The sequence below is a fragment of the Piscibacillus salipiscarius genome, assembly GCF_042685285.1.
Classification (GTDB): Bacteria; Bacillota; Bacilli; order Bacillales; family Alkalibacillaceae; genus Piscibacillus; species Piscibacillus salipiscarius.
In genome coordinates, this window is sequence record NZ_JBHUMZ010000045.1 from 19,923 (window position 1) to 34,561 (window position 14,639).

Annotated in this window: 12 protein-coding genes; 4 read left to right on the forward strand and 8 right to left on the reverse strand. The window is 34.5% G+C overall.

The features are described from left to right. Positions 1-25 precede the first annotated feature (25 nt). From ACFSW4_RS12710 to ACFSW4_RS12725, 4 genes are all read right to left on the reverse strand, one after another. The gene (locus ACFSW4_RS12710; RefSeq protein ID WP_377329721.1) at positions 26-1,987 is read right to left on the reverse strand and encodes an EAL domain-containing protein; all 1,962 of its coding nucleotides are present in this window, start codon (positions 1,985-1,987) and stop codon (positions 26-28) included. A gap of 18 nt (positions 1,988-2,005) precedes the next feature. Next, positions 2,006-3,379, reverse strand: a complete 1,374-nt coding sequence (locus tag ACFSW4_RS12715) for a TrkH family potassium uptake protein (protein WP_377329723.1) — start codon at positions 3,377-3,379, stop codon at positions 2,006-2,008. Between the two features lie 85 nt (positions 3,380-3,464). Beyond that, entirely contained in the window at positions 3,465-3,890 is a 426-nt protein-coding gene (locus tag ACFSW4_RS12720; protein WP_054754728.1) for a YwpF family protein, read from the reverse strand. Positions 3,891-4,104: 214 nt separating this feature from the next. After that, the gene (locus tag ACFSW4_RS12725) at positions 4,105-5,502 is read right to left on the reverse strand and encodes an MFS transporter (RefSeq protein ID WP_377329725.1); all 1,398 of its coding nucleotides are present in this window, start codon (positions 5,500-5,502) and stop codon (positions 4,105-4,107) included. A 186-nt stretch (positions 5,503-5,688) separates the two neighbouring features. Between ACFSW4_RS12725 and ACFSW4_RS12730 the strand changes: the two genes are divergently transcribed. Then, the gene (locus ACFSW4_RS12730) at positions 5,689-7,152 is read left to right on the forward strand and encodes a methyl-accepting chemotaxis protein (protein ID WP_377329727.1); all 1,464 of its coding nucleotides are present in this window, start codon (positions 5,689-5,691) and stop codon (positions 7,150-7,152) included. Positions 7,153-7,195: 43 nt separating this feature from the next. On the opposite strand, the gene ACFSW4_RS12735 is transcribed toward ACFSW4_RS12730, so the two are convergent. Both ACFSW4_RS12735 and ACFSW4_RS12740 read right to left on the reverse strand, forming a co-directional pair. Continuing rightward, positions 7,196-8,836, reverse strand: a complete 1,641-nt coding sequence (locus tag ACFSW4_RS12735; RefSeq protein ID WP_377329729.1) for a BCCT family transporter — start codon at positions 8,834-8,836, stop codon at positions 7,196-7,198. A gap of 113 nt (positions 8,837-8,949) precedes the next feature. After that, positions 8,950-11,355 carry a penicillin acylase family protein gene (locus tag ACFSW4_RS12740; protein WP_377329731.1) on the reverse strand — a complete coding sequence of 802 codons (2,406 nt, stop codon included), beginning with the start codon at positions 11,353-11,355 and terminating at the stop codon, positions 8,950-8,952. A 168-nt stretch (positions 11,356-11,523) separates the two neighbouring features. Here ACFSW4_RS12740 and ACFSW4_RS12745 point away from each other — a divergent pair, with 168 nt between their 5' ends. Further along, the gene (locus ACFSW4_RS12745; RefSeq protein WP_377329733.1) at positions 11,524-12,177 is read left to right on the forward strand and encodes a hypothetical protein; all 654 of its coding nucleotides are present in this window, start codon (positions 11,524-11,526) and stop codon (positions 12,175-12,177) included. Between the two features lie 62 nt (positions 12,178-12,239). Here ACFSW4_RS12745 and ACFSW4_RS12750 read toward each other — a convergent pair whose 3' ends face one another. After that, a complete protein-coding gene (locus ACFSW4_RS12750; RefSeq protein WP_054754721.1) occupies positions 12,240-12,713 on the reverse strand; it encodes a glutathione peroxidase in 474 nt (157 codons plus the stop codon). Positions 12,714-12,959: 246 nt separating this feature from the next. Here ACFSW4_RS12750 and ACFSW4_RS12755 point away from each other — a divergent pair, with 246 nt between their 5' ends. Continuing rightward, the gene (locus ACFSW4_RS12755; RefSeq protein ID WP_279401927.1) at positions 12,960-13,103 is read left to right on the forward strand and encodes a hypothetical protein; all 144 of its coding nucleotides are present in this window, start codon (positions 12,960-12,962) and stop codon (positions 13,101-13,103) included. 55 nt (positions 13,104-13,158) lie between these two features. On the opposite strand, the gene ACFSW4_RS12760 is transcribed toward ACFSW4_RS12755, so the two are convergent. Continuing rightward, positions 13,159-13,767: a PepSY domain-containing protein gene (locus tag ACFSW4_RS12760; RefSeq protein ID WP_054754720.1), complete on the reverse strand. Its 609-nt coding sequence runs from the start codon at positions 13,765-13,767 to the stop codon at positions 13,159-13,161. 378 nt (positions 13,768-14,145) lie between these two features. Here ACFSW4_RS12760 and ACFSW4_RS12765 point away from each other — a divergent pair, with 378 nt between their 5' ends. After that, complete coding sequence (locus ACFSW4_RS12765) at positions 14,146-14,571, forward strand: transposase (protein WP_377329735.1); 426 nt, start codon at positions 14,146-14,148, stop codon at positions 14,569-14,571. The last annotated feature ends 68 nt before the right edge of the window (positions 14,572-14,639 follow it).

Genomic DNA, 14,639 nt, shown 5'->3' on the forward strand with positions numbered 1-14,639 from the left:
GTCAGTGTTTTTTTACAGATCATTGCTATGTTTTACTAAATAACTCTTTCACTTTCGTATCAGGGACAGGCTTACTAAAATAATAGCCTTGGACCTCATCACAATTTTCTTCAATTAGAAAACTAAGGTCTTCTTCATTCTCCACACCTTCTGCAATTACTTTTAAATTTAAGGAGTGCGATAAATGGATAATGGTTTTAACAATTGCGATGTTTTGCTCAGTTTTCTCTTGAATAAATAACCGATCAATCTTTAATTTACTTAACGGGAATTGACTTAAATATTTTAAAGATGAATAACCTGTTCCAAAATCATCTAAAGCCACATTGACCCCTAATTCTTTGAATCCTTTTAACGTTTCAATGATAAACTTTTCATTTGTCATCGCCATACTCTCAGTAATTTCAATTTCTAAGTACTGGGGCTCTAGTCCAGTTTCGTCTAATATATTAGCTATATTATCTACTAAATCGCGCTGTAGGAACTGTTTAGCCGACAGGTTAACGCTCACCTTTACTTTAGGTAGCCCTAAGTCCTGCCAGATTTTATTTTGTCTACACGCTTCTCTAATCACCCAGTCACCTAGTTCAACAATCAGCCCCGTCTTTTCAGCTAAAGGAATAAACTCCCCTGGAGAAACAATTCCTCTATTAGGGTGGTTCCACCTACATAATGCTTCTAACCCTATAATTTCATTATTCTTTATATTAACTTGCGGCTGGAAATGTAAAACAAAATCTTTATTTTCAAGAGCCCTATGCAATTCCGTTTCTAATGTTAGTCGCTCTTTAAATCCCTCAGTAAACGAACGTTTAAACATTAGAAAATCATTTTTATTTTCTTTCTTAATAAAATTCATGGCTATATCCGCTTGTTTCATTAATTCAGAAGCCGTTTTACCTAATGATGGATACAAACTAATCCCTATACTTACTGAAGTATAAATTTCATACCCATTTACATCCAATGGCTGTTTAAAAATTTGTAGTAGTTTTTCAGCAAATTGTGTTGCGTCCTCTTCTTGATTAATATTTCTTTGTAAAATCAAGAATTCATCCCCGGTCATTCTTGCGATAAATATATCTTCAAATAAAAGTTGTTTCAACCTTGAGGCAAATGAAATTAAGAGTTGATCGCCAAACTGATAACCTAGCGTATCATTAATATGTTTAAAGTCATCTAAATCTAGAAAATGGACAGCAATATTTTTTTGTCCTATGTCTGATGCCCTAATTTCATCGTTGAGTACCTTTTGAAAATAATTTCGGTTAGGTAAATCAGTCAATTCATCGTAATAGGCCATAAATTCAATCTGTTTCTCGTTTTCTACTCTCTCTGTAATATTTCTTATGATAGCAACTCTAATTTGGCCCTCTTCTATGTCTAGTGTTTCTGGAACAATTTCAACATAGATCACACTTCCGTCTTTTTTTACACCTTTAACTGAATAAGGTTTATTTGCTGTCGATTCGATACTTCTAATCATCTTCTCATGATCTTGGGAAGCAATTAAATCTAATATATTTGTTCCTAATAACTCTTCTCTATTGTATCCAGATAATGAAGCAAACGCTTGATCACAATCAATAATTTGAGCGCCATCATGCATAACAACACCTTCATATGGACCATTTAAAATGTTATTTAAAGAATAAAATATCGCTTCTTTATTAGCTTGTAAACCGCCCTCTTTTAAAATCATACATACATGATCACCTATTTGCATACTTCGAAGTAAAATAAGCTTTTCTGGTTTAACTTTTGTACGAACCATTATTTCTTTTCCGTTGTTTGGAACGATTGATTCTAAATTAAGATATTCTGTGATGAGACTCTTGCTGGTTGTTATATTTAATAAGGAATGTGCTGGGTTATTAGACGCCACGATCCGACCCTCTTTGTTGATGAACAAAACAGCATCTGAAATATGTTCAAATATCCAATCATGGATTGGCTGTAATGTCCTCCCTCTATTCTCTCTAGCCACAATTTGCCCCCTCGATAACTAACCAATGTTAATTTTTTCTTTAGGATATCGATAACTACTTTTTCTTTTCTGCTTATTAAAACTGAATAAAAATGTCAGTAGTCCAATTCTTCCGATAAACATTAAGATCATTAATAATACTTGACTAAACGTTGTTAGCTCAGACGTGACCCCCATAGATAATCCAGTTGTTCCGAATGCTGAACTCACTTCAAATATAATACTTGTTAATGAATAAGGTTCAACTGCAGTTATCACTATAACTGTTGATAAAAACATGATAATAGCTAATAGTGTCACGACTACGGCTTTAAATAAATCCTCTTCTTCAACCTGTCTGCCAAATATTTTGATATGTGTCTGACCTCTTGCGAACGTAAGTATGAAGATAATAACTAATGCAAATGTTGTTGTACGAATACCCCCACCGACACTACTAGGAGAAGCACCAATGAACATCATACTAGATAGGAATAGTTGAGTCTGTTCTGTAAATTCGTTGACGTTCATTGTAGATAACCCGGCGCTACGTGCTGTCGTTGATTGAAATAAACTTGTAAATATAATCTCATGCCAACTTTTATCAGCCATATAATGATTGAATTCTAATATAATGACGACCAAAAAAGAAAAAGTCAATAATACAAAATAAGTTAATGTTGTTAGTTTTGTAAAGAGTGAAAAACGTTTAATATTACGTTCTTCTGGCGATATTTTCAGGTATTCTTTAACTTCTATTAATACAGGAAACCCTATTGCTCCTGAAATAATTAATAGAATATGAACAAACTGAACGAAATAATCATGCCTAAACATATGTAAAGAAGATCCTGTTATATCAAAACCACCATTCGTAACAGCACTGATTGCTGAGAAAAAACCGTGATAATAAGCATCAAGAATAGATTCATAATAATTTAAATAATAAGTCCCTAATATAATAAATCCAATAAATTCTATTGTTAAAATTAAGATCAGCATATCTTTAACAAGCCTAACAATACCAGATATTGATTGTTGGTTCTGGTCGGTCATGATGAGGCGTCGTTCTCTAAAACCTATTTTGCGCCCTAGTATTAACCAAATTAACGTTCCTAGCGCCATGACACCTAGCCCACCTATTTGTAAGGCGATTGCGATAATAATAACTCCAAAGAAACTAAAAGATTCTGCAGTGGAAACGACCGTTAGGCCTGTAACACTCACGGCACTAACAGATGTAAAAAGCACTTCCATAAACGTTAAATTAACACCATCTTTATGAGCCACCGGAAGTGATAAAAAAATGGTTACAAGGGTCACAGCTGCTAAATAATAAAGTGAAATAAGTTGTACAACAGAGAGTTTGTCGAATATTCTTTTAACCCTGATCCCCTTTTGATCTCCATACATAAGATGTTTCTCCTTTATTCGCCACATTTCCTGCTTATAATGACAATTAGCTTAGTATGTTGCGCCGATTGGCCACAATATTTGTCTAGAAAAAGCTTTCCTGATTTTTCTCTTTAAATTTTTTTAGCAAAGAAGCCCCTTGATAACCTGCTTCAATTAATTCCTGTAACATCTGCTCAATTTGCTCACGTTCACGGTTCACCAAATTTCCAATTAGAATGACGTTTATTTCATCTTCAATATCATTAATAGAATTAATTTTTGCAACAATGGTAGCTTTCGGATTCTCAGCCTTAGATATCCTTACTTGAACGACTAATTCACGGTCTTCATCCTTTTTGCTTTGAAAGAAATCCATATAAGATCTTGGAATTAAACACTCAATCAACCATCGATCTTTGTCAATTTCACGGTCAATAATTAATCCTGCAGAAATATCAATTTTTTTGTTCTGTAGTTCATCACCCGATTTCTCCAGAATTTCAATAGAAATTAGACGAAATGTTTTCATGAAAACCTTCCTTTCACAACTTCTCAATTATATAGAGAATAATAGGAAGTTAAAATAATAGTACTGTCTATAATATTATTATTAATTAGCCAAAAATCAATACTAATTAGTAAACATAACCAATATATTAAAAACATTGTAAGTGGTAAAAACGAAACAAGCAATAAGTATTAAGTAAATTTTTTGTAAATCACAAATAGAACTGAGCCGCCGATTAAGGTGACTCAGTTTTGGTTTGTAATGGTGAATGATGAAAAAATTTAAATACTATAAAGCCAACTAAAATTAACACCATAAATACTATAAACACATTACTGTAAACAGCTCCACTATCTATAACACCAAGTGGATTCAAAGGGTAATCTGGTCTATAGATATCTAACACTTTACCGACTAATGCTCCGCTTAAAGCACCTGAAACGAAATTCAATAAGTTAAATACTCCCATGCCTACGCCCGTTTCTTTCTGACTTAAAATTCCTGCTAATAAATCAGCACCAGAAGATTGAACTAACGGAAAGCACATCATTGGAAATACTAAGCTTAAGCTAAATATGACTGGGTGTGTGCCGACTGTTGTTGAGACGACTAGAAATCCAGTTAGCAACAATAGCAAACTTACCAAGAAGATCATTCTAGAACCTTTTTGGTCTACTAATTGTCCTCCCTTCCTACCGATAAGTGCTGCACTCATCGCACCAGGAAACATAGCTAAACCAATTTGTAATGTCGATAACTCATATACATCTCTAAGCATAATTGGAACGGAAAACATTAGCCCAAATAAACAAGCAACACTAATAAAGCTTACTAATAATGTCACAACATAGTTACTGTTTTTAAAAAGATGTGGTGGAATAAAAGGATCTTTGGCTTTCTTCATTCTAAAAACGACTAATATAGCCAGTATCATTACGATAAATAAAGTCCAGCTTTGACCGAGTGTAATCCCCATTAGAGACAAAACGATTAAGCTGGCAACTAAGCTTCCACCTATATAATCTAATTTGACATATTTTGTTTTTTCGTCTGGTAGATTTGCTCTTAAAAATGGTAAAGTTATAATGATAAAAGCTGACGTTAAAAATAAATATTGCCAGCTTAAAAATCCACCAATGACTCCACCTAAAATAGGACCAATCCCTGAAGCGAAGGCCATGACGGATGAAATAATTCCAAGAATTTTACCTCTTTCATTTGGAAAATATCTAATTGGCGCAATAAAAGCAATAGCTGGAATCATTGAACCACCGATCGCTTGAATAACTCTTGCCATTAATACGAATCCGTAATTAGGTGCAATAAATCCTATTAAAGAGCCTAACGAAAACACAATTAACCCAAAAGTGATTAATGTTTTTAGAGCAATTGTATCGGTTAATTTACCATATACTAATGCTCCAACAGCATAAATCATAATATATCCTGTCATTACCCAGCTCACTTCGGATGGTAACAGGCTAAATGCCTCTGCAATATCTGGAATTGCGATGTTAAACATCGTACCGTTCATCACAGAAAACATTAATACGAAACATAAAGAAAATAATAACGCTTTTGGATTTTTGATTTGTGGATTATTCATTTTGTTCCCCTCGCCTTTCATCTTCATTAGCATACCCCCTTCCTAAAGTTCTTGCAATATGAGAGCTTTTAATTTAATAGATAAATTTTGCTAATTTTAGAGAATTTTTATGTTAAAATAGTCTTAGTTTTATTTTTGAATTTTTTTGAAAATGTAGGACTTCCTTAACAGAATCCGTCAGGTAAAGTTCTATTAAAAATTGGAGGGGTGAAAATGGAGCAAGTAGATTTGGCAAAAGAATCGTTATTTAGAAAGAACAAATTGATGCTAATATTTTTAATGATTGTAATGTCCTTAAGTTTAGTTGTTAACACATTACTAGGACAAAAGCCAGTTGTAATAGCAATTATTGGTATTGGTTCAGTTGTCTTAATTTTATTACTGGGTGTTTTATTAAAAACTCAAAAAGGTATGAATGCATATCCATACATAAGTATCTTGGGGCTAGCGACCATTATTGGAGCTATTATTTTAACAGTATCATCTTCAGGTCAAAACGTTGCACTGATTTATTTCTTATTAATAAGTACAGCGCTATATTTATCTAAGAGCGTTTTAGTTTACGGATTTGTATTAAGTCTTGGACTATTAATCGCCTTTATCATGAGGTATGGTCAAGAATTTAATTTCGACTATGGAATTTCAGTATTGTTATTAGTACTAAGTGGAATCGTTCTTTATTGTCAGCAGTTAGTAGCTCAACATATGAATGATAAATTAGAAGATCTTCATGAGCAGAATAAACAAAACTATCTTAAAGAATCTGAACAAAAAGCCCAAATTGAAAGTCAAGCTAAACTAATTCAAGAAAGCATGGCAGAGATTTCTAAACGTTCGCGTGACCACAGACAATCGCTCGATGAAATGAATCTAGCCATTCAAGAAATAGCTAGCGGTACTGAAAATCACTCAAGTTCAATTGGCACAATACATCAACTCGTTAAAGATACATACACCATTGTGAATGACATGACCGAGGAATTAAAGACATTGCATCAATCAACGGTTGATAATGAAACACACGCATCGAATGGTCTGCAAAGTTCAAATAAATTAACTAATCAAATTGAAGAATTAAAAAATAGCCTGCACTCCATGAATTTAACTTTTAATGAGTTAAGTGATAAAGTCGACTCTTCTGTTAAATCTCTGAAAGATATTCAAGACATTACAGATCAAACTAGTTTGCTGGCATTAAATGCATCCATTGAAGCAGCAAGAGCGGGTGAACATGGTAAAGGGTTTGCCGTTGTAGCAGATGAAATTCGTAAATTAGCAGAGCATACCGAACAAACAGCTAAAACCATTTCGACCAATTTACTTAGTATGAAAGAGACAAACCAGAAAACTGAAGATAAACTTCACACTATGACAGATAAATTAGAAGAAAACATTGAAACAGTTAATCAAAACCACTCTATTTTTGAACAATTCCAGACATCGTCCAAAAACCTTCTTGAACAACTTGACCAGTTTGTAAGTAAAGCACAGGTGGCCGATGAAAATACTCAAGCAATCGAAGAAACGATTGATCAATTCACATATTCAGTTGAACAATCATCTGCTTCTATAGAAGAAATAAGTGCATCCATCCAAGAACAAGCTGAGCATAACCATTTGCTTCACAAAGAAATTGAGAAATCGAATGATGCACTACAAAAATTAACTCGTCATTAAATAAAAATCCGAAGCTGATATTTCATCGGCTTCGGATTTTAGTTTATTCCTCTTCATCATTTCGTTTTTCTTTTTCCTTAAGCTTCAATCGTCTGTTACGAATACGTTCCCTAATTCTTTTATAATCAAGTACCACTGTCTTAGGTCTAAACTTGTCATCTGCTTTTAAGTCTCCCGTTGACGCTCTCATAAATGACCAAGCGAGCATGAACATAATGAAAATTAATGGGAAACCACCAATGATACTTGCCGTTTGCAGTGTACTGAGTCCACCTAAGAACATTAAAGCCAGAGGTAAGATACATAGGGTGAAGGCCCAAAATAAACGATTCCACCTCTCAGGTTCTCCGTCTTCAACCTCTTTTTGGGTAACGGATGCTAGAATGTAGGAACTCGAGTCGAAAGTTGTAGCTAAGAAAACAACCGACAGTATAACAAATACTACCACCATGAACTTCGCAAAAGGTAGTTGGTTGATAATTGAAATAATCGCAATTGGAGCTCCTTGTTCATTTAATACAGAGACAACATCAAATGCACCTGTTAATTGTAAGTAAAGACCAAAGTTACCCATAATTCCGAAGAATAATAAACAACCTAATGAACCGTAAATAATCGTACCCACAATCACTTGTCTAATCGTACGACCACGAGAAATCCTGGCGATAAACAACCCGACAAACGGTGCATATACTAACCACCAAGCCCAGTAGAAAACTGTCCAGGCTTCCGGGAATCCTGTTTCATTAAATCCACTTACATTCGCAAACGGTTCAGTCCAAGTACTCATGTGAAAGAAATTATCTAATATTAATCCGATACTGTTGGTCGTCGTTTCAGATATAAATAAAGTTGGACCAGTCACAAATACGAATACTAATAAAAACACAGCTAAAGCTAAATTGAAATCACTTAGCCTTTTGATCCCTTCTTTTAAGCCTAAATAGGAACTAATCCCAAAAATCACAGTTACCCCTAATAAGATGATCGTACGTAATAACATCGTATCTTCAAGTCCAGTAATATCAGAAACACCAGCAGTAATTAACGGCGTACCAAGTGCAAGTGTTGTCCCTGCTCCACCTAATAGTCCAAAAATAAACAAAACATCGATAATGCGTCCTATGACTGAATCAGATGTGTTACCTAATAAAGGTCTTAACGTTTCACTTATTTTAATGACTGGTGTTTTTCTAACATAAAAGAAATAAGCCATCGGAATTGCCGGTAACGTATAAATCGCCCATGCAATAGGTCCCCAGTGGAAAATACCATAAGTCGAAGCCCACTGAATCGTTTCTAGTTGATTCTCAGAAGGACTGAGTCCAAATGGTGGTCCTTGGTAATAATAAGCCCACTCAATGGTTGCCCAATATAAAATACTAGAACCAATACCAGCACTGAACAGCATGCCTGCCCAAGAAGCTGTCCCAAATTCAGGCTTTTCATCTTTTTCCCCTAGTTTTACATGTCCGTTTTGACTAAATGCTACAAATGCTAAGAAAAAGAAAATGCCTAAACCCATTAATAAATATAAAAAACCAAAATTTCCTGAAACAAAATTATTTAACTCATTAACAAACGTCTCGCCTGCTTTAGGATATATAACAAGTGGAATGACGACAGCTAATAATAAAATGAATGACGCTATAAACGTTGGCCAATCAATTAGTTTTCGATTCATCCTGTTCTCTCCTTTTAAAATCTATATTATTAATCTTTGCATTGGGCTTTAATTTATTTATATAGAAAGAAAAAAGCTTTGAGGTAATGTTTATTTACCCCAAAGCTTGGATATTATTCCGCTCTTAATATTAATTCTTCTCCTTTATAATCATTGATCTTCGTTAGGTGATAGTCTCCATTGACCCAATCCATGATTTGATCACCATACCATTCACTTCTGTAATGTCCAGCTTGTCCAGGGCCAACGATATGATAAGATTTTTTAAGATTCTCTAAGTCGATAACAAACCGCCAGGAAGCACCGTGATCGACAATACCATCCTCGTCGTAGGATGCTGCCATTACTGTTACACCACTCCCTCCAACAGGCTCAGGCTCTACTGAATTAAAAAATTTATCTAATATTGAAATACTTGATAACGGATGAGCAAAGTACACCTGATGTTCATCTCCCCAGGCCCATGCGTTAAGATCACTTCCGTATGACTCTTTTAAGTTTGCGACAGTTTGATGAAAGGCATCTTTAAATACTTTATTTATACCTCCATTTTTGTCAAACCAAATTGGAGACTCACCGTCATAAGCAGACGAGATGAGGAAATCTAAAGTTTGACCTCGACCTTTAAACATACTATAGATATCATCTGGTATCTCCTCTGAAAATAACTGTTTTTCAATTTGACTTGCAAATTCATGAAAAATTAGTGGCTCTGGGCTTTCTGCTTTATCAAAGTAATTCCATTCTTTCAGCAAATTCAGTGCTGCCATTTCACCCTCAGTTAAATCTTGATTCTCTAACACTCCCACCATAATTGGCACGAGCCACTCTGCTCGTAAATTTTTCTGATCCATTTGGAGTTCTTTCATATCTTCAATGGTTAATGAGTTTTTCTGATCTAGTACTTCATGAATTCGTGTATATCGATAAGGCTGCGCCCAAACATGACTTATATGATAAGGGTACTCATCAGTAATGACTTTATTGTTAGCTGTTGCGATAAAACCTTTTTCAGGGTTGATTAGAGTAGGCAATTTATCATAAGGTATATTTTCAGTTAAATTATTACTTGAGTCCCAACCAGGTAATGGTAAGAGTGCATCTTCTGAATTTTTATACTTTGGAATTTTGCCATTCGCTTTATAAGCAATCGTACCGTCTTTTGATGCAAAGACAAAGTTTTGAGCTGGCGCATGAAAGTATTCTAATCCTTTCTCAAATTCCTCCCAATTTGAAGCACGGTTAATACGTAAGATGGCTGACAGTTCTGTTGTTGGCTCAAGTGCCGTCCAATCGACTGAAAAAGCAGTTGATGGATCAGCATCCGTCTCATTCGCGAATTCAGAAATAATTGGCCCATGGACGGTCTCTAACACTTCAAGTTCAACACTCTCCGAATCTTTTACATGAATCGTTTCACGAATGACATCTGCTTTTACCCATTCATCTTCATATAAAAATTCTTGTGGGTTCTCTTTATTTCTTTTTTCTAGATATAATTGCTGCACATCTGGGTTAACGTTTGTAACCCCCCATGCGATCTTCTCGTTATGACCTAAAATAACACCTGGAACACCAGCGAAAATAACTCCAGAAACATTATAATCCGCAGATTCAAGGTGAACCTGATACCAAATTGATGGAGTGGCAAGGCCTAAATGGGGGTCGTTTGCTAATAGTGGTTTTCCAGACTCAGTTTTATCACCGCTGACGACCCAGTTATTACTCCCATTAAATTCATGGTTTTTTGGTGCATGTACTAAGCTAGAAGTAAGATCTACATATTCTTCATCCGAGATGTTTGTTAGAGCATCTTCAGGGTAGGATGGAAATAGTTCATAAGCTTCATCTTCATTAAAATGATTGATTAAATAGTAGTTGAAAGCTTGTCTTTCCCAGTTTCCTCCTAAATCAAATGCCATGTATTTACCAATTGTCAACGAGTCAACAACCGTCCATTTTTCCATCGAATTAATTCCCATTAATTTAAATTCAACAGGCCATTTATTTTCATTGTTAACTTCTTCGATATAAGCATTCACACCGTCAGCATATGCTTGTAACGCTTCTAAGGCTTCATCATCATACAACGCTAGTGAAGCTTCTGCAGCCCTTCTAAGGCCAAGCGTTCTAAAATATTTATCCTGATTTAAAGCCGCCTCACCCGCTACTTCACTTAACCGTCCTGATGCTTGTCTACGAGACATCTCCATTTGAAACAAACGATCCTGTGCAGTTACATATCCTTGAGCATAAAATAAATCTTCATTAGAACTAGCTGAAATATGAGGCACCCCGGCTTCATCACGAGTAACAGACACATCCTGTTCTAATGCGGTTAACACTTTCTCACCTTCTATTTGTGGTAATGATCGATTGACGTAAGCGTTTGCATAAATTAATAAACCAACAACAATAACTATCAGAACACCTAATAGAATAAGCGACCATTTAATCCAAGGCTTCATTTTCTTTCTATGTACGCGTTCCTCTATTTGATCTTCTCTTACTGTCTCCAATAACCTTCTCCCCCTTTTAAACTTCCATATATTAATTTTACAAAAATTTTGACATTTTAACAATTTTTGAACATTGCTCTTTTTTATTTCCTAATAAAGTAATCTCGTTTAAAATAGTTATGGGAGAATGATAGTTAGATGGTTTTAAACATTATGAGGTGAGAGATCTTGACGAATAAACAAAAAGTAATAACATTTGGGATGGTAGGTCTGTTTGTATTAGGCGTTGTTATATCAATTTTAACTTATCAAGGCTTAACTCCAAATGACGAACAAGTATCCGATATTAAAAAACAAGCTCAAAGTTATATCGAAGAAAACTTCAGCAGTGAGTATAAAATTACTGATTCGTTTTATGATAATGTAGATGTTTATGATACTTTTACTTATGCTGCTGTTGTAGAATCTGATCAAGATGATCGATTTCGTTTTTTAGTTTTTGAACATAATGAAACGGATGAACTAACTGACAGCTATGTCGCTGAATCGTTTGAATATGAGCTGGAATCTGTATTAAGGCCAAAGCTAAATGAAGCATTTGGAGAGGATCAACTTCAGGAATTATGGTTGACCTACCCTAAAGACGCTGGCATGCAGTTAGGCATTAATTATAAGCAAGTTCCATCTGTTAAAGAAGTGGATTTAAAACCCATCATTAGGGTGACATTAGACCGTGGTAAAAATGAAGATGATGAGAAAAAACTCAATCAAATTATAGAAGAAGTTCAAAATGAATTAAATATAAGCGGTGGACATGTAACACTAAGCTTTAATGATAATGCGATTATTTTTAAGGACAAAGATATTAGAAAAGAATTCTAATTTAAAAAAAGAAGCGAACAAAGTCAAGAGTTGCTTTGTTCGCTTCTTTTTAATTTAATCCACTACAACAAACCTTTTATATCTTCCTCAATTTTCTCTGGCTTCGTCTGAGGTGAATAACGTTTAACAACTTCACCGTTACGGTTAACGAGAAACTTCGTGAAGTTCCACTTAATTTCACCGCCTAGAAAGCCTTTTTTCTCTTCAGTTAAGTATTTAAACAAATCCGTTTTATTTTCACCTTTAACGTCTACTTTCTTATAGACTGGAAATGTGACCCCATAATTAGTTTGACAATAATTTAAGATCTCATCTTGATTATCAAACTCTTGATTCATAAACTGATCAGAAGGAAAACCTAACACTTTAAATCCGCGATCTTGATAATTTTCATAAAGTTGCTGGAGTCCTTCAAATTGTGGTGTAAACCCGCATTTACTTGCGGTATTAACAATTAACAGTACGTCTCCTCGATGCTCTCCTAACGATTCAAGCTCCCCATCACTCTTCTCAACCTTAACGTCATAAATACTCATCTAATCCCTCTTTTCATTTAGTTTATGTTCACATGAATTACAGTAAAGTTTTCCGTTTTGATGCACGCCATTTAAAAAGCCATTTTCACAATAAACGGGCTTCTTACACATATCACAATGTCCAACTAATTCTTCCATACAATCACCCTTTTATTAAATTGTAGCAAAAATAGGTAAAGCTTTATAATATTATACTTTGACATGCTATAATTACATAAAAACCTCTATATTAAGGGAGGCAAAATTATGGGTATGAAATCGAGAATCTATAAATTTTTAAGAATTTGGAATGATATTGATTCGGTAAGAAAAGGACATGCCGGAAAACGAATTGGAAGACGTGCGGCTGGAAAAGCAACAGGAAAAGTACTTAAAAAACTATTTAAATAGGAGTGGTAAGCACCCTTACCACTCCATCTATATTATCACGCAAAAGCGTGTTAAATTAATCATCTAATTCAATATCTATAATTGCACCTGTATATGCGTCAATCTTAACTCCTGACTCTTTCTCACCCTTCACTTCTACTTCATACACATACTGACCATCATCTTCTTCTAATTCAATGTCTGACACTTTTCCAGATGTTACTTCTAATGCTAGTCTAATAGCTTTTTCTTTACCTATTGGTTCAGTATTTTTCTGACTTTTATTCTCATCGTCTTTTACTTCTACCTGTTCCTCACCATTACTCTTTGACGTGTGGTTCACACCTTCAACTTTTAAGACTTTTCCAGTATAACCATCAATAATGAGTTCGTATTCTTGTTCATCTTTTAAAACCTCAACCTCATAGTAAGCCTTATTGTCACTTCTAGTATCAAGTTCAACATCTTCAATCGAACCATCTACCTTATTAAGTACAATATCTTCTAACTCTTCAACACCAATTAATTTATTTGCATTTACTGTAGCTTGAGATTCCATTTTTCCCTTCACATCCAATTTTTGATTCGAAGTTTTTGAAATTGAATCACTATATGTCACTGCACCAACAGTTCCACCAACGGCAATTGTGCTAGCTAATGCTCCAGCAATCATTTTTCGTTTCATCAGAGAATCCCTCCTAATGTTGATCTATTTCCACTATATCTTTAAATTCTGAGAAAACTTAGAAGAGAAAATTAGAAAACGATTAGAATTTATTGAATTTTGGATGTGTAAAACAAAAATTTGTATCCCTTTGGTTTGTTTAACCTGCTATGTGCAGGTTCTTAAAAAGAATAAATACCTCCTAGTGAATTGTAAGAGGAATTTATGTGTTAAATTATATAGAATCCGTAATTCTTTGGGTGTTAGTTTAAATCCTATGGGTGTTTAACAAAACAGTCGTTTTATAAAAATCTCTTAAGTCAACATAAAAAACAGTGACCGAATGGTACTGCACCCCAAAAGTTAGAGTAAAAAATCTAACTTTTGGGGTGTTTTTGTATGGCAAAATATAATTTCGAATTCAAGTTAAAAATCGTGAAAGAATATCTAGAAGGTCCGTTGGGTTGTGGTTTGTTAGCTAAAAAATACGACATTTCGGATAAGGAACAAATTAGAATGTGGGTAAAATCTTATAAGTCATTTGGTGAAGGTGGTTTACGTAGAAAGCGCTCTAAAACGGTTTACTCTGTTCAATTCAAGCTGGATGTATTAAACTTTAAAAGACAAACGGGCGCTTCTTATAAAGATACTGCAATAGAATTTAAGCTGAATAATCCTTCTCTAATTGCGAACTGGAAGAGGTCGTTTCTTAACGAAGGGATAGAAGGGCTCAAAGAAAACCGAAAGGACGGGCTCCTATGTCTGAGAAAAGTAAATCGAAACAGTCCAAACAAGAAAAGGCAATGTCTCGCGAGGAACAATTAGAACATGAAAATGAACTTCTTCGTTTAGAAAATGCATACTTAAAAAAGTTAAAAGCTTTTCAGGAGAAC